Raw genomic sequence first — 19,671 nt, forward strand, 5'->3', positions numbered from 1 at the left:
GAAGATGTTTAAGACTTGGTACTAAATAAAAGGGGGGGATGGCATGAAATTGAAAAAAAATGAACGACGCATCGCCATTCAACAAGCGATTGAGCATAACCCTTTTATCACTGATCATGAACTTTGTGAGCAATTCAGCGTCAGTATACAGACGATACGACTAGATCGTACACATCTCAAAATTCCAGAGTTGCGCAAGCGAATTAAATTGGTTGCTGAACAAAATTATCAACATTTACAATCACTAGAAGCAAATGAAATATTTGGTGATATCATTAAGATGAATCCCAATATCGAGGCAGAATCAATCATTCATATTGCCTCAGATTCTGTCTTTTCAAAGAATAATATCGCACGAGGACATATTTTATTTGCGCAAGCGAATTCATTATGTGTTGCTTTAATTCATAAACCGACTGTATTAACATCTGAAAGTAATGTAACGTTTGTCGAGAAAGTGAAATTAAATGATACAGTAAGAGCACGCGCTAAAGTGGTAAAGCATAGTGAAAACTATTATCATATTGATGTTACATCATATGTTAAAGAAATATTAGTTTTTAAAGGTCATTTTAAAATGTTCTATATAAGCGAGGATGAATATAATGGTTAAAATTGCAATTGATATGATGGGTGGCGACGATGCACCTGGTATTGTTTTAGAAGCAGTTGATCAAGCAATTAAAGATTTCAAAGATTTAGAAATCATTCTATTTGGGGATAAGCAACAATATACACTCAATCATGAACGTATAGAATTTAGGCATTGTACGGAAAAAATTGAAATGGAAGATGAGCCTGTAAGAGCAATTAAACGAAAAAAAGATAGCTCTATGGTCCGCATGGCTGAAGCAGTGAAAAATGGCGAAGCAGATGGTTGTGTTTCTGCTGGTAATACAGGTGCTTTAATGTCAGCGGGATTATTTATTGTTGGACGTATTAAAGGTGTTGCAAGACCAGCACTTGTTGTTACTTTGCCAACAATAAATGGTAAAGGATTTGTGTTCTTGGATGTAGGCGCGAATGCTGATGCTAAGCCAGAACATTTATTGCAATATGCACAATTAGGTAATATTTATGCACAAAAAATACGCGGTATTGCTGAACCTAAAGTATCATTATTGAATATTGGTACAGAAGCAGCTAAAGGCAATACCCTAACGAAAAAATCTTATACATTATTACAAGATGATGGTAGTTTTAATTTTACTGGTAATATTGAGGCTAAGACGTTGATGGATGGCAGGACAGATGTTGTTGTTACCGATGGTTATACCGGAAACATGGTATTAAAAAATATTGAAGGTACAGCAAAGTCAATTGGCAAGATGTTAAAAGAAACATTATTAAGTAGCTTTAAAAATAAATTAGCTGCTTTAGTGTTAAAGAAAGATTTAGCTCATTTTGCTAAAAAAATGGATTATGCCGAATACGGTGGTTCGGTGCTATTAGGCCTTGATGGTACGGTAGTCAAAGCACATGGAGGATCAAATGCTAGAGCATTTTACTCTGCAATTAGACAAGCAAAAATTGCAGGGGAACAACATATTGTGCAAACAATGCGAGAAACGGTAGGTGCAAACGATGAGTAAAACAGCAATAATTTTTCCAGGTCAAGGTGCGCAAAAAGTTGGTATGGCTGAAGATTTATATCAACATAATGAAGCTGCAACGAAGATACTTAATCAATCCCAAGAAGTGATGGATTTTGATTTATTCGAAACCATGTTTACAGACCAAGAACAAAAATTAAGTCAAACAGAATATACGCAACCCGCGCTTGTTACGCATAGTATTGCATTACTGCATGCATTAGAACATATTGATGCAGATTATACGTTAGGACATAGCCTAGGCGAATATGCTAGTTTAGTGGCAGCCGGCGTACTTGACTTTGAGGATGCTGTAAAAATTGTGCGCAAACGTGGTCTATTAATGGCTCAAGCTTTTCCTAATGGTGTAGGTAGCATGGCAGCTGTCTTGGGGTTAAGCTATGAAGAGGTAAACCACATATGCCAAACCTTATCTACACAAGATGAAATCATCGAACCAGCAAACATTAATTGTCCAGGACAAATTGTAGTATCTGGCCATAAAACTTTAATAGATAAGCTTGTAGAAGAAGGAAAAGCTTTAGGAGCAAAACGCGTAATGCCTTTAGCTGTTTCTGGACCATTTCATTCTTCAATGATGCAGGTCATTGAAGATGCATTTTCTACATATATTGATCGATTTGAATGGCAGAATGCCAAATTCCCAGTAGTACAAAATGTGAATGCACTGGGTGAGACAGATGCACAAGTGATTAAAGAAAATATGGTTAAGCAATTATATTCACCAGTACAATTTATTCAATCTATTGAATGGTTGCTTGCACAAGGTGTCGATCATTTTATTGAAATAGGACCAGGAAAAGTACTATCAGGGTTAATCAAAAAAATTAACCGAGATGTTAAATTAACGTCAATTCAAACTATAGAAGATGTGAAAGGATGGAATCAAAATGGCTAAAAGTGCATTAGTTACAGGTGCTTCTCGCGGAATTGGACGAAGCATTGCATTACAATTAGCAAGTGAAGGTTACAATGTTGCAGTAAATTATGCTGGCAATAAAGAAAAAGCAGAGGAAGTCGTATCCGAAATAAAAGAACTTGGTGTGGATGCTTTTGCGATACAAGCAAATGTAGCAAATGGTGATGAAGTAAAAGCGATGATAAAAGAAGTTGTAGCACAATTTGGCGCGATTGATGTGCTTGTTAATAATGCTGGTATTACAAGAGATAATTTATTAATGCGTATGAAAGAACAAGAATGGGATGATGTGATTGATACCAACTTAAAAGGTACATTCAATTGTATTCAAAAAGTGACGCCACAAATGTTGCGTCAACGCAGTGGTGCAATTATCAATTTATCTAGTGTTGTTGGAGCAGTAGGAAATCCAGGACAAGCGAATTATGTTGCTACTAAAGCAGGTGTGATCGGCTTGACTAAATCTGCTGCACGTGAGCTTGCTTCACGAGGCATTACTGTTAACGCAGTAGCCCCAGGATTTATTGTGTCAGATATGACCGACGCACTTAACGATGATCTTAAAGAACAAATGCTACAACAAATACCATTAGCTAGATTTGGTCAAGATACTGATATCGCTAATACTGTCGCCTTTTTAGCATCAGATAAAGCTAAATATATTACAGGTCAAACCATTCATGTTAACGGCGGCATGTATATGTAAAGTATATATCGCATGTTCATTTAAAATATTTACGTCATGCTAAGTAGAATAACCAGATTTAACTATGTCTAAAATTCAAGCAGCATTTTAAAATTACCATAAAACTTTAGCTTGTATTTTGGCTTTTAAAATGGGAAAATGTAATAGTCTATGAATGGACTTTTTAAAGGAGGTGAATCGACGTGGAAAACTTCGACAAAGTAAAGGATATCATCGTTGACCGTTTAGGTGTAGATGCTGATAAAGTAACAGAAGACGCATCTTTTAAAGATGATTTAGGCGCTGACTCACTTGATATCGCTGAATTAGTAATGGAATTAGAAGACGAATTTGGTACTGAAATTCCAGATGAAGAAGCAGAAAAAATCAACACTGTTGGTGATGCTGTTAAATATATTAACAGTCTTGAAAAATAATAAAATGACATCTGGGTCGTCGAGGAGATGGCTCAGATTTTTTCTTTAGTTTTTAATTTAATTCACTTAAAATAGGGAGTGAAGTGTTTTATTATACACTGAATTAGGAGGTATCTGTGTGGCTAACGTAAAAAAAGATGAGATGATTAAAGATTTCAGACAACGGTTTGAACAAAAGATGAATGAATTAGGTATCCATTTTGATAATATAAAATTGTACCAACAAGCGTTTTCTCACTCTAGCTTTATTAATGATTTTAATATGAATCGTTTGGAGCATAATGAACGATTAGAATTTTTAGGAGATGCGGTATTAGAAGTGACGGTTTCACGTTATTTATTTGATAAACATCCGAACTTACCGGAAGGCAATTTGACAAAAATGCGTGCAACAATTGTATGTGAGCCCTCACTTGTAATATTTGCTAATAAAATTCAATTAAACCAATTAATATTATTAGGTAAAGGAGAAGAAAAAACGGGTGGTCGCACACGCCCTTCACTTATTTCTGATGCCTTTGAAGCATTTGTCGGTGCACTTTATTTGGATCAAGGATTAGGAGCTGTTTGGCATTTTGCTGAAAAAGTAATTTTCCCTTATGTAGAAGATGATGAACTTATTGGAGTTGTAGATTTTAAAACGCAGTTCCAGGAATTTGTTCATAGTCAAAATAAAGGGGATGTGATGTATCGTCTTGTTAAAGAAGAAGGGCCAGCACATCACCGTTTGTTTACATCTGAAGTGATATTAGAACAACAAGCGATAGCACATGGTCAAGGAAAGACTAAAAAAGAATCAGAACAAAAAGCAGCTGAACGCGCATATCATATTATGCGACAACATAAATAATGGCATTTCGACAATGTTTAAAATAAGCTGTTAACAAGCTTTATGTTTATAACTTAACAACGAGGTAAAGATTGAGGAGATTAACATGGTTTATTTAAAATCAATAGATGCCATTGGCTTTAAATCATTTGCAGAACATACAAATGTACAGTTTGATAAAGGCGTCACTGCTATCGTAGGGCCAAATGGAAGCGGTAAGAGTAATATTACCGATGCGATTAAATGGGTGTTGGGTGAACAATCAGCCAAATCTTTACGTGGTTCTAAAATGGAAGATATTATTTTTTCTGGTGCAGAACATCGTAAGGCACAAAATTTTGCTGAAGTAAAACTACATTTGGATAATGCCAAAAAAGATTTGCAAATAGATGCAGATGAAGTCGTTGTCACTCGACGTTTATATCGCAGTGGTGAAAGTGAATATTTTTTAAATAATGAGCGTGCTAGATTAAAGGATATTGTAGATTTATTTTTAGATTCTGGGTTAGGTAAAGATGCTTTTAGCATTATTTCACAAGGTCGAGTTGATGAAATTTTAAACGCGAAACCAATAGATCGTCGTCAAATTCTTGAAGAATCTGCAGGAGTATTAAAGTATAAAAAGCGTAAGGCAGAGTCAGTTCAGAAACTTGATCAAACTGAAGATAACCTCACACGTGTGGAAGATATTCTATATGATTTAGAGGGACGCGTTGAGCCTTTAAAAGAAGAAGCTGCCATCGCAAAAGAATATTTGCAATTGACGAAAGAAATGAAAGAAAGCGATGTCATCGTTACTGTTTATGATATCGATACTTACACTGAAGACAATGAGCAGTTGGATGGACGCTTGAACGAGCTAAAAAGTCAACAAGCTCAAAAGGAAAGCAGTCAAGCACAAGTAAAACAACAATTACAAAAATATAAAGGTACTCGTCAACATATAGACAATCAACTGGAACAGTTAAATAAAGATTTAGTACAGACAACTGAAGATTATGAAAAATTTTCTGGTCAATTGAATGTACTTGAAGAGCGCAAAAAGAATCAGTCGGCTACCAATGCCCGTTATGAAGAAGAACAGGACAATTTGCAACAACAATTAGACAAGCTAAAGATAGAAGAACAGCAAGCAAAGGAACAACTTGAAACACTAAAAAAGAAACAAAAAGAGTTAAATTCAATAATTCAAACGTTAGAGAGTCAGTTATATTCTTCGGATGAACAACATGATGAAAAATTAGAGAACATCAAAAACGACTACTACGCTTTGATGTCTGAACAATCAGATGTCAACAATGATATTCGCTTTTTAGAACATACAATTAGTGAAAATGAAGCTAAAAAATCACGTCTTGATTCACGATTACTAGAAGCGTTTAACCAATTAAAAGAAATACAAAATGATGTGGCAGAAACTACAAAAGCATATAAGCAAGCTAAATCAAAGTTAACCCATGCTGAAAATGAAATTAAACGCCTTGAGCAACAAATGACCCAAGCTAAAAAACGTCAAACAGAACAAGAAAATCAATTATATCAAGCCTATCGTTATACAGATAAGTTAAAGTCAAGAATTGATAGTTTAGCTATTCAAGAAGAGGATTATACTTATTTCTTTAATGGGGTCAAACATGTGCTAAAAGCGAAAGATAAAGCATTAGATGGAATCCATGGTGCTGTAGCCGAAGTTATCCAAGTACCTTCGCAATTAACTCAAGCGATAGAAACGGCTCTAGGTGCTTCACTTCAACATATTATTGTGACATCTGAACAAGATGGGCGTCATGCAATTCAATATTTGAAGCAACGTAACTTAGGACGTGCAACGTTTTTACCGCTGAATGTGATACAACCTCGCCGAGTTGCGCAAGAAATTAAACAAACTGCACAACAAGCAGAAGGGTTTGTGAATATTGCTGCAGATGCGGTTAATGTTCATGCATCATATCGCAATATTGTTGAGAATTTATTAGGAAACACGATTATTATTGATAATTTAAAACACGCGAATGATTTGGCTCGTCAAATTCATTATCGGACGCGTATTGTGACGTTAGAGGGAGATATTGTTAACCCAGGCGGCTCTATGACTGGTGGAGGCGCTCGTAAAACGAAAAGCATATTGACCCAAAAAGATGAATTAAGTCAAATGCGTGCACAACTACAAGAATATGAAAGACAAACTCAACAATTTGAACAAGCGTTACAACAACAGAAATCGCAAACTGAACAGTTAGGTAATCAATATTTAGAAGTAAGTCAACAGTTTAATCAATTCAAAGCGCAAGTACACAATTACGAATTATCATTAGACCGCTTAACAACACAAGAACAACATTTAAAAGATGAACATGAAGAATTTGAGTTTGAGAAAAATGATGGCTACCGAAGTGAAAATAGTCGTCAAACCTTAGTAGAGAAACAACAGCGTTTACAGACAATACAAACAAAGTTAACTCAATTAGAAAATGACATTGAGCATTATACGCAATTAACAAAAGAAGATAAGGCATCAACGACTCAAACACAGCAAACATTGAACCAAAAACGTTCAGATCTTGCAGTTATCAAAGAGCGCATTCAAACGCAACGTGATGCTTTAGAACGTCTCACACAGCAACAAGCACAAACAACAAAAGAAATGACCAATGTTGCTGACAAAATTAAATTATTTAATTCAGATGAAATGATGGGGCAAGAAGTATTTGATAAATTACAAGCTCAAATCAATGATAAACAACAAGAAAGAACCATATTAAACGATAAATTAACGGAACTTAAAGAACAGCGACAATTATTAAATAATAATATTGAAGACAGCGAACAGCAATTACAAAGCTATCATCAAGATATTTTATCAATAGAGAGTTATTACCAAGATATTAAAGCAAAGCAATCTAAACTTGATGTGCTGATTAATCACGCAATTGAACACCTTAATGAACAGTATCAATTGACTGTTGAGCGTGCACGTGATTTATATAAAGCTGAAGAGCCGATTGAGTCATTGCGTAAAAAGGTTAAACTTACAAAAATGTCTATCGATGAACTAGGACATGTCAATATCAATGCAATTGAACAATTTGAGGAACTCAATGAACGCTATACCTTTTTAAATGAGCAGCGTACCGATTTAAGAGAAGCTAAAGAAACACTGGAACAAATTATTTCAGAAATGGACCAAGAGGTTGCAGGACGCTTTAAAGCAACATTCCATCAAGTACAAACACATTTTACAAACGTCTTTAAATCGCTATTTGGTGGTGGACATGCTAAGTTAGAATTGACCGAAGATGATTATTTAGCAGCAGGTGTAGATATTATTGTGCAACCGCCAGGTAAGAATTTACAACATCTATCTTTACTTAGTGGTGGTGAACGTGCATTAAGTGCGATTGCTTTACTCTTTGCAATATTGAAAGTTCGTTCTGCACCTTTTGTTATTTTAGATGAGGTTGAAGCAGCGCTTGATGAAGCTAATGTTATTCGCTATGCCCGGTATTTAAATGAATTATCAGATGAAACACAGTTTATCGTTATTACACATCGTAAAGGTACGATGGAATATGCTGATAGACTATACGGTGTTACGATGCAAGAATCTGGGGTATCGAATTTAGTTAGCGTAAACTTAAACACTATAGATGAAGTAATGAAGGAGGAACTAGAATGAGTTTTTTTAAAAAATTAAAAGATAAGTTTTCTAGTAAGCCTAATGATGATAAAGAAAGAGATTTAACAGATAAAAGTGATGAGGAACAACAACTCTCATCAGATACATCGGCCGATAGTCCAGCTGATTCAGAACCAGCTAAAAAGAAACCGAGAAAATTGAGCGAAGCTGATTTTGATGAAGATGGCTTAATATCAATTGAAGACTTTGAAGAAATTGAGGCACAAAAAATTGGTGCTAAATTTAAAGCTGGTCTTGAAAAGTCACGACAAAATTTCCAAGAACAATTAAATAATCTTATAGCACGCTATCGTAAAGTAGATGAAGATTTCTTTGAAGCTTTAGAAGAAATGCTAATCACTGCTGACGTTGGTTTCAATACGGTAATGCAGTTAACTGATGAATTGCGTACGGAAGCACAACGACGTAATATTCAAGACACAGCTGATTTAAGAGAAGTAATTGTTGAAAAAATTGTCGAAATTTATCATCAAGAGGATGACCAATCAGAAGTGATGAATCTCGAAGATGGTCGCTTGAATGTTATTTTAATGGTTGGTGTTAATGGTGTTGGTAAAACAACAACTATTGGTAAATTAGCATATCGTTATAAAATGGAAGGCAAAAAAGTAATGCTCGCTGCTGGAGATACATTTAGAGCCGGCGCTATTCAACAACTTAAAGTATGGGGAGAGCGTGTTGGCGTTGATGTTGTAAGCCAAAGTGAAGGTTCAGACCCTGCAGCTGTCATGTATGATGCTATTAATGCAGCGAAAAATAAAGGCGTGGATATTTTAATTTGTGATACGGCTGGACGTTTACAAAACAAAGCGAACTTGATGCAAGAATTAGATAAAATGAAACGTGTTATTGGTAGAGCTGTGCCAGGTGCACCGCATGAAGCATTACTATGTCTGGATGCTACGACAGGACAAAATGCGTTATCACAAGCCCGTTCATTCAAAGAAGTTACAAATGTATCAGGTATTGTGCTTACGAAACTTGATGGTACTGCTAAAGGTGGTATCGTCTTAGCCATTAGAAATGAATTGCATATTCCAGTGAAATACGTGGGTCTAGGTGAACAACTTGACGATTTACAACCTTTCAATCCTGAAAGCTATGTATATGGTTTATTTGCCGATATGATTGAACAAAATGAAGAAATACCTGAGCAACAACAAGAAACAGCAGCTAATGAGGGAAATAACCATGAGTGATTATGATTTAGTCAAAACGTTACGCATGAATTATTTATTTGATTTCTATCAAGCATTATTAACCAAAAAACAACGCAATTACTTGGAACTCTTCTATTTACAAGATTTTTCATTAAGCGAAATTGCGGATACATTTGAAGTGAGCAGGCAAGCAGTTTATGATAATATAAGAAGAACTGGTGATCTAGTAGAAGATTATGAGCAGAAGCTTAAACTATATGAAAAATTTGAACAACGACGTCAACTATACTATCAAATGAAGCAAGTCATACATCAACCAGATAAAGTAAAAGACTATATTGAACAATTAGAAGAACTAGAATAAATAAGGAGGGCAATATCATGGCATTCGAAGGATTGTCCGAGCGATTGCAAGCCACGATGCAAAAAATGCGTGGTAAAGGAAAAGTAACAGAAGCTGATATTAAAACAATGATGCGTGAAGTACGACTCGCATTGTTAGAAGCAGATGTTAACTTTAAGGTTGTAAAACAATTTATTAATACTGTGTCAGAACGCGCATTAGGCTCAGATGTCATGCAGTCATTAACGCCTGGTCAACAGGTAATAAAAATAGTCCAAGATGAGTTAACACAGCTCATGGGTGGTGAAAATACGACGATTAAAATGGCAAACAAACCACCAACTGTAGTGATGATGGTAGGTTTACAAGGTGCAGGTAAAACAACTACTGCTGGTAAATTAGCCCTTTTAATGCGTAAAAAATACAATAAAAAGCCAATGCTTGTAGCAGGAGACATTTATCGTCCAGCTGCTATAGATCAGTTACAAACAGTGGGTAAACAACTAGATGTTCCAGTATACAGTGAAGGTGATCAAGTTAAGCCACAACAAATTGTTGAAAATGCTTTAAAACATGCCAAAGAGGAACATTTAGATTTTGTCATTATCGATACAGCTGGTCGTTTGCATATCGATGAAGCATTAATGAATGAATTACAAGAAGTTAAAGCGATTTCTAAACCAGATGAAGTCATGTTAGTTGTCGATGCAATGACAGGTCAAGATGCAGTTAATGTAGCACAATCATTTGATGAACAGCTAGATGTAACTGGTGTGACATTAACAAAGTTAGATGGGGACACACGCGGTGGTGCAGCGTTATCTATTCGTTCAGTGACACAAAAACCAATTAAATTTGTCGGTATGAGTGAAAAAATGGATGGACTAGAGCTGTTCCATCCTGAACGTATGGCTTCACGTATTTTAGGTATGGGTGATGTTCTAAGTTTAATAGAAAAAGCGCAGCAAGATGTTGATCAAGAAAAAGCGAAAGATTTAGAGAAAAAAATGCGTGATTCCTCATTTACGTTAGAGGATTTCTTAGACCAATTAGATCAGGTAAAAAACTTAGGACCGCTAGATGATATTATGAAAATGATTCCTGGTATGAACAAGATGAAAGGTATGAATAAGTTAAATATGGACGATAAGCAAATTGACCATATTAAAGCAATTATTCAATCCATGACGCCAATGGAAAGAGCAAATCCTGCAACGTTAAACGTATCACGTAAAAAGCGAATTGCCAAAGGTTCTGGACGTTCATTACAAGAGGTCAATCGTTTAATGAAACAATTTAATGATATGAAGAAAATGATGAAACAATTTACTGGTGGTGGCAAGGGTAAAAAGGGTAAACGTAGCCAAATGCAAAATATGCTAAAAGGTATGAATTTACCATTTTAAACCGATTAAAATCAGTCTGGAACATAAATAATTGTTAACAAGTTGAAGCAGGCAATTTCTATTAATTTTCAATAGAAATTGCCTGCTTTTTTTATATTAACCGCTATTAAAACAATGTTCAGTGCTTTTAACTACTATCATAGGAGCATAAAGACGATTTTTAATTTCAAATCATTTTATGCGCTTATTTTGGAATTATGTCCCCATTTGTAATCTTAGTATGTTTTTTTAGCCAAAAAGTAATAGCATCATGTATAATTGTAAACACGAAATTATTTATAGTTAACAATATGGTGATGATAATGATTGAAACAATGACAAAAATAACGCAATATAGTAAAACACAACCTCATAATCGTGCATTAATCATAAATAATAATCATTTAACATATAAAGAACTTAATCATAAAATAATACAAGCATGTGGTGAGATGCCTTACTCGATACATAATAAAAGAGTAGGCTTAATGCACCCATCGTCAATGGTGAGAATAGTACATTATTTTATGGTGCATCAACTTGGAGGTATTCCAGTAATGATGAATTCGCAATGGCACCAGTCTATGGTTGTTGATGTAACAACTCAATGTCATATTCATATGATTATTGATGCTTCAGGCTATCATAAAACGGAATACTATGATGATGATACGTTAATACAACAGCCTAATCAGTTATTGCACATTGGTTTTACTTCAGGGACAACAGGGTTACCAAAAGCTTATTACAGAAATGAACCTTCTTGGATAGCGTCTTATAAAATGAACGAAACACTCATCAGTCAAAATCATGATGTTTTAGTGGCACCTGGGCCAATAGAGCACTCATTAACACTTTACACATGTATGTATGCACTTTATAGTGGGCGTACTTTTAGCGGGCAAGATGATTTTGATGCTAAGCAATTAATTCAATCACTTGAATCCACAAATCAGTCAACAATGGCCTTATTTGTTGTACCTACCATGTTGTCGACAATCCTTACTTATGACTTGTCGCATATTTCAATAGGCACGATATTGAGCAGTGGCGCAAAATTATCTACATCACTTTATCGTCGTATTCAAGATATAATGCCATCGGTTCATGTTGTAGAATTCTTTGGTACTTCTGAAGCAAGTTTTATCAGTTATAACTATAACCGTCATGCGCCATTAGATTCGGTTGGAAAGATATGTGAAAGTGTTGATATAAAGTTGACACACGTAGATAAACAAGGCATTGGTATGTTATCCATTAATAGTAAAATGGCTTTCAGTGGCTATATAGATCATACAAACTACAATCATATTGATTGGCTAGAGACGGGAGATTTTGCTTATGTGGATAAACAAGGCTTTCTCTATTTAATGAGTCGGCACAATGAACGTTTAATCATTGGTGGTAACAATATTTATCCGGCACGTATTGAACGGCTGTTACATAATCATCCGGATATAGATGAAGCAATCATCATTGGTAGACCGCATGCTAAATTTGGTGAAGTAGCAGTTTTGCTTTATACGGGAGAGGTTGCATTAACTTACCAAGATATTCGACAGTATTTAATTTCAAAAGTGACAAGATATGAAATACCTTCAATCGTACAACGTGTTAAAGAAATGACTTATACAGAAAGCGGTAAAATAGCACGGCATATGATGCAAGAAAAATACATAAAAGGGGAATTATCTACATGAGAGAAGCCGTTATTGTTGCAGCCAAACGCACAGCATTTGGTAAATATGCGGGTCAACTTAAACATTTAGAACCAGAACAATTATTACTTCCACTATTTCAATTTTATCAGAATAAATATCCCAATATATGTGGTCATATTCAGGATGTTATCATTGGTAATACAGTAGGGAATGGAGGTAATGTGGCACGTAAATCATTGTTGACGGCAAATTTAGAATACGGCATACCTGGTTTAACATTGGATCGCCAATGTGGTTCGGGGTTGGAAAGTGTCATTTATGCATGTCGGATGATTCAATGTGGTGCAGGGTCAGTATATCTAGCTGGTGGCGTTGAAAGTACAAGTCGTGCGCCTTGGAAAATTAAAAGACCTCAATCAGTTTATGATACTAACTTACCTCAATTTTATGAGCGTGCTTCTTTTGCACCTGATAATCAAGATGTTTCAATGATTCAAGCGGCTGAAAATGTAGCGCAACATTATCATATAAGCCGTGATGAACAAGATGAATTTGCTTTTCGCAGTCATCAGAAGACTGCATCCTTTTATCAAAACGGTAAAATTAAGAAAGAGATTGTTCCGATTCACTCAAAAGGACAAACTTTTGCGCAAGATGAAAGTTTAAAACCACGATTAACACCAGCTAAATTTAGTCGATTTAAGCCACTTTTGCCAGGAGGAACGGTAACTGTAGGAAATAGTTGTATGAAAAATGATGGTGCAGCTTTGATATTGGTCTTAGAGAAACAACTCGCAAAACGATTTGGATTTAGCGAAGGACTCGTCTTTAAGCAAGCTGTAACAAAAGGTGTTGATCCAACCATGCTAGGCATTGGTCCAGTTGCTGCTGTCCAACAATTATTAACACAAACGCCTTTTTCTATAAATGATATTGATACATTTGAAATTAATGAGGCATTTAGTTCACAGGTATTAGCTTGTCAGCAACAATTACATATACCTATAGATAAACTCAATATTTGGGGAGGTGCGATAGCGACTGGTCATCCATACGCAGCGAGTGGTGCAGCGCTAATAACACGCTTATTTAATATGGAAGATAAGATGACGAGCATTGCTACAATGGGCATTGGAGGAGGAATGGGTAATGCGGCCCTCTTACAACGAGAACACTTTTAAAACCATTCAATTTATTGAAGGGGATGTACGTGCATATTGCGCTTTATTCCAACAACAATATACCGGCAAAGTACCTGTATTGATGTGTGCACAACTATGGCCTCATTTTGATTTATTTAGCCAGTTTCTTAACGATAAAATCATATTAACTGAAACTCGTGTGGCTAAAAATAAAGAGTTAATTGTCGATCAGTCATACCATGCACATTTAACGTGTATATCACAACGTCAAATCAAGAATATTACAAAATATCAGTTTTGTTTACAGCTTATTATACAAGAAGAGGTATGTGTTGAAATTGAGCAAACCTTTATTAAAGAAGGTGGTAGCGGTGCAGTTTGATTCAAAGATGGTACACACATATTTAAGGCTTGTTCATGATAAAAATCCATTACACTCACATATTGTGCCAGGACAACTTGTTTGTGAATATATTTTTCAAAATTATCAACTGACATGGTCTTCCTTCAAAGTAAAATATCAACGACCTATTCAGATTAATGAAAAATTATATATACAAAAAGAGCAGCAATCGGTAAAAGTATTCAATCAGCAACACGAACTAAAATTAATCATTTATAATAGACTTTAATAAGCGATGGCATTGAGATAATATTATCTTCAAATTTAACAGATGATTTAAGCTTTATGATAACAACACTTTTAATAGCACATTGGTCAAAAAAGTGAGATACATTTACAGAGTTAAAATTGGTAAAGAAAAAACTCTTTACAAAGTATAATAGACCTGTTAATATTTATTCTTGTAGAAAATAAATATTGAAATTTAAAGGAGCGTTTTATCAATGGCAGTTAAAATTCGTTTAACACGTTTAGGTTCTAAAAGAAATCCATTTTATCGTATCGTAGTAGCAGATGCACGTGCACCACGTGATGGACGTATTATCGAACAAATCGGTACTTACAATCCAGCACATGTTAATGCACCAGAAGTTAAAATCGATGAAGAATTAGCATTAAAATGGTTAAAAGATGGTGCAAAACCAACAGATACAGTTCATAATATTTTATCAAAAGAAGGTATTATGAAAAAATTTGACGAACAAAAACACGCTAAATAATTAGCTTGTACTATAATTGCTGAATTTTATAAAGGCCGGGACAAACATAACTGTCTCGGCCTATTTTAAAAAGGTAAAAGTATATAGTTAGCGGCATTCATAACTTTAATGACCGAGGGAGCGAAGATAATGCAAGTTGAAGTTGGACAGATTGTAAATACGCATGGTATTAAGGGCGAAGTAAAAGTAAAATCTCATTCTGATTTTACAGATACGCGTTTTCAACCAGGAGAAGTATTAACCTTAAAGCACAATAACGACAATGTTGAGTTAACAGTGACATCATATCGTATTCATAAAGGCTTCCACATGCTAAAATTTGAAGGATTTGATAATATCAATGATGTTGAATCATATAAAGGTGACTATTTGTATCAAGAGCGAGATCATGAAGGCATTGAATTAGCAGAGCATGAATTTTATTATTCTGACATCATAGGATGTACGGTTTTTAATGGAGAAATACCTATTGGGCGTGTCACAAATATTATTGAAACCGGTGCGAATGATGTCTGGGTAGTAAAAGGCGATAAGGAATATATGATTCCTTATATTGCTGATGTAGTTAAAGATGTTGATATTGAAAATAAAACGATTATGATTACACCGTTAGAAGGGTTGTTAGATTAATGAAAATTGATTATTTAACGTTATTCCCCGAAATGTTTGAAGGCGTGCTTAACCATTCGATTTTAAAACGTGCACAGGATAAAGGAATCATCAATGTGAATACAATTAATTTTAGAGATTATGCAGTCAATAAACATAATCAAGTTGATGACTACCCTTTTGGTGGTGGGCAAGGTATGGTGCTGAAGCCAGAACCTGTGTTCAATGCAATGAAAGATATTCAGCATAATGATGAGACACGTGTTATCCTGATGTGTCCTCAAGGGCGTCCATTTACACAAAAGATTGCGCAAGAACTAAGCTCGACTGAGCATATTGTCTTTATTTGTGGTCATTACGAAGGATATGATGAACGTATTCGAGAACATCTTGTTACAGATGAAATTTCTATGGGTGATTATGTCTTAACAGGTGGTGAGCTACCAGCTATGACTATGACGGACGCTATTGTGCGCTTAATTCCTGGTGTCCTTGGTAACCAACAATCTCATCAAGACGACTCGTTTTCAGATGGCTTACTAGAATTCCCGCAATACACGCGTCCAAGAGAATTTCAAGGTATGACTGTACCCGACGTATTATTATCAGGAAATCATGCACACATTGAAAAATGGAGACACAAACAAAAACTTATACGCACATATCTTAAGCGTCCGGATTTATTAACGGCTTATCCTCTAAGTGAACAAGATAAAGAAATAATAGAAAGCTTTAAAAAGCAATTGAAAAAAGGCTGACCATGTGCTAACATAGTTTAAGTGTGAAAAGACACTAAAAATCACTATGATCCGCTGCTATACTTTTGTCTAGGCAAGAACATAGGTTGAAGGAGAGAAATTATAATGAGTAATCATAAGTTAATTGAAGCAGTAACAAAATCACAATTACGTACAGATTTACCTTCATTCCGTACAGGTGACACTTTACGTGTACACGTACGTATTATTGAAGGTTCACGTGAACGTATCCAAGTTTTCGAAGGTGTTGTAATTAAACGCCGTGGTGGAGGAATTTCTGAAACATTTACAGTTCGTAAAATTTCTTCAGGTGTTGGTGTGGAACGTACTTTCCCATTACACACGCCAAAAATCGAAAAAATCGAAGTTAAACGTCGTGGTAAAGTTCGTCGTGCTAAATTATACTACTTACGTAATTTACGTGGTAAAGCTGCTAGAATCCAAGAAATTCGTTAATCAGCATATCGAAGGTAATGATAAGACAAGGGTTAGTGTAATGCTTGTCATATACAAGAACTTCCAGCCTCATGTATGGTTTGCAGAGGCTGGAAGTTTTTCAATTTGAAATAGGCTATAAAAGTGCTCATAGAATAAAAAGTCACAGATACATGTTAATATTTAGTCCTATAATAAGGAGCGGAACAGACTTGATTATGAATCTGTGCCGCTCCTTATAAATTTTAGGTTTTCTGTCCCGGTTTGTTATACTTTTCTTTTAACCCAAAAACGAAATGCAATACTTAAAAATATTCCAAGTATACTCATGATGAAAAGTAAATGCCAGTGTGGAGGTGTATAGGTTAATCTGATATGTGTGTCTCCTTTGTTAACTGGAATTGCTGTCATAATACCATTTACTTTCTTAACATCTTCGTTGCGACCATTCACAGTAGCCTTCATGCCATCTGCATAAACCATAGGGAGAACGACATAGCCAGATGTTGATTTTGATTTCGAAATCGTATAACCGTTTTTATTTTCTTTTACACTAACAGCTTTTAAGTCTTTTGCTGATTGTTGCATGGACGAATAATCTTCGCCATATATTCCTTTAACTGATAAGCGATAAGTTCCTTGAGATAGATGTATATTTAGCTTATCAGCCGCTTTTATACGCATCGTGACCGGTGTAACAAAGCGACGATATTTGTAAGTTAATTCATTACGATCTTGGACATATTCATTTACACCAACTTCATGATTTTTATCAGGTGTGAGCAACTCAACATCCATTTCAACATATAAATCTTTATATTTTTTAGCTACGTTTTTAGGTAAAGTATACGTAACGCCACCGTTATTTTTATCTACTTTTAAACGAGAATGATTTAGCCAAGTTGCATTATGAGTAGACCGCTTTGCTTCATCTATTAAATTTTGATTAGCTTTAAACGCTGTGTTTGCTTTAATTGAACCATCGCTAGGGACGATGCCTTGTAACATGGCTTGCTCTCTATCTAACGGTGATTTTAAATCTGACGCATTAAATACTTTATTTGTTACATGAGTTGCAGGATAATTTATTGTGTTTTTAGAATGGATTAATGTATCATTACCGTTTTTAATAGTGTCTATCTTTTTAAATCCATAGGGTATATTGAGATCATTTGGATGTCTAAAACGATCTTGAACATTCCAGAGTGCTTCTAAATTCGCACGATTACTCAAATAACGATATGTACTATTTTTATCAACCGGCATATTGATTTGCATAAGATGATCATAGTAGTTTAAGATACTTCCATCAAAAATACTTGAATATAAGGATATGCCGTTATAATGATAAATAAATGGTGAGTTTAAAGCATAGAATGACATATAATCAATACGATGTAGTGGATTGTTATTTTTGTGATTAATCTGCTGAATTACTTTTGCAAGCTTCGTATTATAATAACTTGGATCTGTGATCGTTGACATCGTCGTTGAGTATGGACCTATCGTACGTTTACTTGATTCAATTGTCATCACGACTTGTTGAACAAAGAAGATGACAACGATACCAAGTAAAACCAATGGATGATAAAGCCATTTTTTTCTCCAAACTAACAAGGCTAAGATAATAATAAGTATGAGTGAGATTAGCATCCAATTGACAAAATGTTCCGCAAATAGATATCGACATAAGCCAAAGATAAATACAGGAATAGCAGCAAAGCAATACTGTTTTATCGATAATTCTGATATATGTTGGATATATAAAGCTATTAAAGCACTTGTTGAAAGCACTAAGAAGTATACCCAACGCCTTTGAGGCAATGAAAAGCCATTAAATGCGCTATCAAAATATTGTGTTAATGATCCGATTAATAAAAACCAAGTGATGATTGCGAATAATTTATAATAATAATGCTTATACAACTTGAAGCTCAACAAAGCGACAAGTGCAATAATCGAAATTGTGATGTAAAAGCCATTAGAAAAAATATAATAATTATCCTGTGTTAAATCAGTAAACAGACTGATTTTAAAATCAGAGTTTTGTTGTCTGTCATTATTTAAAAAGGATGATACTCCCGTATAAAAGCCAATGATACTTGAAAATAGTGCTAGTATCGTACCAAACATAAGTAGATAAAACTTTTGCCAACGTGTAACGATATCATAGCGATATTCAAAAATAATACGTAATAAGAAATATATTCCTAAAACAATCGCTTGATAATAACTAAAATAGAAATTAGAAAATAATGTTATAGCTATTGCGACGATAAAAACGCCTATCTTACCACGTTGAAAAAATCTTTCCATCCCCCACAATGAGAGTGGTAAAAAAATTAATAAATCTCCATAAAATGACCACGTGAAATTATAATAAAGACCAACAGTTGATGCGCCATATAAAATCGTGGCTATCATCAAGGGTGCTTGTTTTAATTTTAAATATCTAAAATAATAAAATGCACAAATAAATGTCAATAGTGAACGACCTAAAGCAACAATAAGTTGATTGAATGGCCAAAATCCAATGACATGAGGATTCCAATGTAATAAGCGTTCGCCCAACCATATCATGATAAAGTTACACCACATTGTTGGCGATAGCGAATAATAATAGGCAAGACTTTTAACATAATCGCCACCCAAACCAAATGAGTGATCATAAAATCCTTTTAATTGTGTGTAATGTTCATATAAATACATTTGAAAAGGCATCATTTGTCTAAAACCATCACCAACACCACTAAATACATATCCCTTACTTATCCAATCTTTAATAAAAGGAAAATAAATGATTAGTGTTGCTATAAATGAGATTAAAGTGATCATTACAAATGTCTTCATCGCTTGAACAGTTCTTTTTTGCATCA

General features: G+C 34.7%; 19 protein-coding genes. 18 read left to right on the top strand and 1 reads right to left on the bottom strand.

The genetic code is table 11. From position 1 onward, the window contains the following. The first annotated feature begins 43 nt into the window (after window positions 1-43). From fapR to rplS, 18 genes are all read left to right on the top strand, one after another. Window positions 44-613, top strand: a complete 570-nt coding sequence (gene fapR / locus HMPREF3267_RS01330) for a transcription factor FapR (RefSeq protein ID WP_002492927.1) — start codon at window positions 44-46, stop codon at window positions 611-613. After that, window positions 606-1,592: a phosphate acyltransferase PlsX gene (plsX, locus tag HMPREF3267_RS01335; protein WP_062077536.1), complete on the top strand. Its 987-nt coding sequence runs from the start codon at window positions 606-608 to the stop codon at window positions 1,590-1,592. Before fapR ends, plsX begins: the two co-directional genes overlap by 8 nt. Continuing rightward, a complete protein-coding gene (fabD, locus tag HMPREF3267_RS01340) occupies window positions 1,585-2,511 on the top strand; it encodes an ACP S-malonyltransferase (protein ID WP_062077537.1) in 927 nt (308 codons plus the stop codon). Before plsX ends, fabD begins: the two co-directional genes overlap by 8 nt. Next, window positions 2,504-3,238, top strand: a complete 735-nt coding sequence (gene fabG, locus HMPREF3267_RS01345; protein ID WP_002459317.1) for a 3-oxoacyl-[acyl-carrier-protein] reductase — start codon at window positions 2,504-2,506, stop codon at window positions 3,236-3,238. The genes fabD and fabG overlap by 8 nt, the downstream gene beginning before the upstream one ends. Window positions 3,239-3,420: 182 nt before the next feature. Beyond that, window positions 3,421-3,654: an acyl carrier protein gene (locus tag HMPREF3267_RS01350; protein ID WP_001830184.1), complete on the top strand. Its 234-nt coding sequence runs from the start codon at window positions 3,421-3,423 to the stop codon at window positions 3,652-3,654. A 142-nt stretch (window positions 3,655-3,796) separates the two neighbouring features. After that, window positions 3,797-4,504, top strand: coding sequence for a ribonuclease III (rnc, locus tag HMPREF3267_RS01355; protein WP_207754609.1), 708 nt, complete (start codon window positions 3,797-3,799; stop codon window positions 4,502-4,504). Between the two features lie 85 nt (window positions 4,505-4,589). After that, window positions 4,590-8,159 carry a chromosome segregation protein SMC gene (smc, locus tag HMPREF3267_RS01360; RefSeq protein ID WP_002478300.1) on the top strand — a complete coding sequence of 1,190 codons (3,570 nt, stop codon included), beginning with the start codon at window positions 4,590-4,592 and terminating at the stop codon, window positions 8,157-8,159. Continuing rightward, the gene (gene ftsY, locus HMPREF3267_RS01365; protein ID WP_002478299.1) at window positions 8,156-9,379 is read left to right on the top strand and encodes a signal recognition particle-docking protein FtsY; all 1,224 of its coding nucleotides are present in this window, start codon (window positions 8,156-8,158) and stop codon (window positions 9,377-9,379) included. Before smc ends, ftsY begins: the two co-directional genes overlap by 4 nt. Next, a complete protein-coding gene (locus HMPREF3267_RS01370; RefSeq protein WP_002459313.1) occupies window positions 9,372-9,704 on the top strand; it encodes a putative DNA-binding protein in 333 nt (110 codons plus the stop codon). Before ftsY ends, HMPREF3267_RS01370 begins: the two co-directional genes overlap by 8 nt. A 17-nt stretch (window positions 9,705-9,721) precedes the next feature. After that, on the top strand, window positions 9,722-11,089 hold the full coding sequence (gene ffh / locus HMPREF3267_RS01375; RefSeq protein ID WP_002459312.1) for a signal recognition particle protein: 1,368 nt from the start codon (window positions 9,722-9,724) through the stop codon (window positions 11,087-11,089). Window positions 11,090-11,391: 302 nt separating this feature from the next. Beyond that, a complete protein-coding gene (locus HMPREF3267_RS01380) occupies window positions 11,392-12,768 on the top strand; it encodes an AMP-binding protein (protein WP_062077539.1) in 1,377 nt (458 codons plus the stop codon). Continuing rightward, window positions 12,765-13,910 carry an acetyl-CoA C-acyltransferase gene (locus tag HMPREF3267_RS01385; protein ID WP_062077541.1) on the top strand — a complete coding sequence of 382 codons (1,146 nt, stop codon included), beginning with the start codon at window positions 12,765-12,767 and terminating at the stop codon, window positions 13,908-13,910. The genes HMPREF3267_RS01380 and HMPREF3267_RS01385 overlap by 4 nt, the downstream gene beginning before the upstream one ends. Beyond that, a complete protein-coding gene (locus HMPREF3267_RS01390) occupies window positions 13,879-14,253 on the top strand; it encodes a hypothetical protein (protein ID WP_062077543.1) in 375 nt (124 codons plus the stop codon). Before HMPREF3267_RS01385 ends, HMPREF3267_RS01390 begins: the two co-directional genes overlap by 32 nt. Further along, entirely contained in the window at window positions 14,243-14,503 is a 261-nt protein-coding gene (locus tag HMPREF3267_RS01395) for a hypothetical protein (protein WP_002459308.1), read from the top strand. Before HMPREF3267_RS01390 ends, HMPREF3267_RS01395 begins: the two co-directional genes overlap by 11 nt. Window positions 14,504-14,717: 214 nt before the next feature. Continuing rightward, window positions 14,718-14,993, top strand: a complete 276-nt coding sequence (gene rpsP, locus HMPREF3267_RS01400) for a 30S ribosomal protein S16 (protein ID WP_002459307.1) — start codon at window positions 14,718-14,720, stop codon at window positions 14,991-14,993. A gap of 129 nt (window positions 14,994-15,122) precedes the next feature. Next, a complete protein-coding gene (gene rimM, locus HMPREF3267_RS01405; RefSeq protein ID WP_002478295.1) occupies window positions 15,123-15,623 on the top strand; it encodes a ribosome maturation factor RimM in 501 nt (166 codons plus the stop codon). Then, a complete protein-coding gene (gene trmD, locus HMPREF3267_RS01410; RefSeq protein WP_062077545.1) occupies window positions 15,623-16,360 on the top strand; it encodes a tRNA (guanosine(37)-N1)-methyltransferase TrmD in 738 nt (245 codons plus the stop codon). Before rimM ends, trmD begins: the two co-directional genes overlap by 1 nt. Window positions 16,361-16,465: 105 nt before the next feature. After that, on the top strand, window positions 16,466-16,816 hold the full coding sequence (gene rplS, locus HMPREF3267_RS01415; RefSeq protein ID WP_002459304.1) for a 50S ribosomal protein L19: 351 nt from the start codon (window positions 16,466-16,468) through the stop codon (window positions 16,814-16,816). A 246-nt stretch (window positions 16,817-17,062) separates the two neighbouring features. Here rplS and HMPREF3267_RS01420 read toward each other — a convergent pair whose 3' ends face one another. Continuing rightward, complete coding sequence (locus HMPREF3267_RS01420; protein ID WP_081095636.1) at window positions 17,063-19,669, bottom strand: YfhO family protein; 2,607 nt, start codon at window positions 19,667-19,669, stop codon at window positions 17,063-17,065. Window positions 19,670-19,671: the final 2 nt, after the last annotated feature.

This window comes from Staphylococcus sp. HMSC62D11 (genome assembly GCF_001839145.1).
In the GTDB taxonomy this organism is placed as follows: Bacteria; Bacillota; Bacilli; order Staphylococcales; family Staphylococcaceae; genus Staphylococcus; species Staphylococcus lugdunensis.

Coding starts and splice junctions, on each gene's coding strand:
- fapR (WP_002492927.1), top strand. CDS start 44: ATGAAATTGAAAAAAAATGAACGACGCATCGCCATTCAACAAGCGATT.
- plsX (WP_062077536.1), top strand. CDS start 606: ATGGTTAAAATTGCAATTGATATGATGGGTGGCGACGATGCACCTGGT.
- fabD (WP_062077537.1), top strand. CDS start 1,585: ATGAGTAAAACAGCAATAATTTTTCCAGGTCAAGGTGCGCAAAAAGTT.
- fabG (WP_002459317.1), top strand. CDS start 2,504: ATGGCTAAAAGTGCATTAGTTACAGGTGCTTCTCGCGGAATTGGACGA.
- rnc (WP_207754609.1), top strand. CDS start 3,797: ATGATTAAAGATTTCAGACAACGGTTTGAACAAAAGATGAATGAATTA.
- smc (WP_002478300.1), top strand. CDS start 4,590: ATGGTTTATTTAAAATCAATAGATGCCATTGGCTTTAAATCATTTGCA.
- ftsY (WP_002478299.1), top strand. CDS start 8,156: ATGAGTTTTTTTAAAAAATTAAAAGATAAGTTTTCTAGTAAGCCTAAT.
- HMPREF3267_RS01370 (WP_002459313.1), top strand. CDS start 9,372: ATGAGTGATTATGATTTAGTCAAAACGTTACGCATGAATTATTTATTT.
- ffh (WP_002459312.1), top strand. CDS start 9,722: ATGGCATTCGAAGGATTGTCCGAGCGATTGCAAGCCACGATGCAAAAA.
- HMPREF3267_RS01380 (WP_062077539.1), top strand. CDS start 11,392: ATGATTGAAACAATGACAAAAATAACGCAATATAGTAAAACACAACCT.
- HMPREF3267_RS01385 (WP_062077541.1), top strand. CDS start 12,765: ATGAGAGAAGCCGTTATTGTTGCAGCCAAACGCACAGCATTTGGTAAA.
- HMPREF3267_RS01390 (WP_062077543.1), top strand. CDS start 13,879: ATGCGGCCCTCTTACAACGAGAACACTTTTAAAACCATTCAATTTATT.
- rpsP (WP_002459307.1), top strand. CDS start 14,718: ATGGCAGTTAAAATTCGTTTAACACGTTTAGGTTCTAAAAGAAATCCA.
- rimM (WP_002478295.1), top strand. CDS start 15,123: ATGCAAGTTGAAGTTGGACAGATTGTAAATACGCATGGTATTAAGGGC.
- trmD (WP_062077545.1), top strand. CDS start 15,623: ATGAAAATTGATTATTTAACGTTATTCCCCGAAATGTTTGAAGGCGTG.
- rplS (WP_002459304.1), top strand. CDS start 16,466: ATGAGTAATCATAAGTTAATTGAAGCAGTAACAAAATCACAATTACGT.
- HMPREF3267_RS01420 (WP_081095636.1), bottom strand. CDS start 19,669: ATGCAAAAAAGAACTGTTCAAGCGATGAAGACATTTGTAATGATCACT.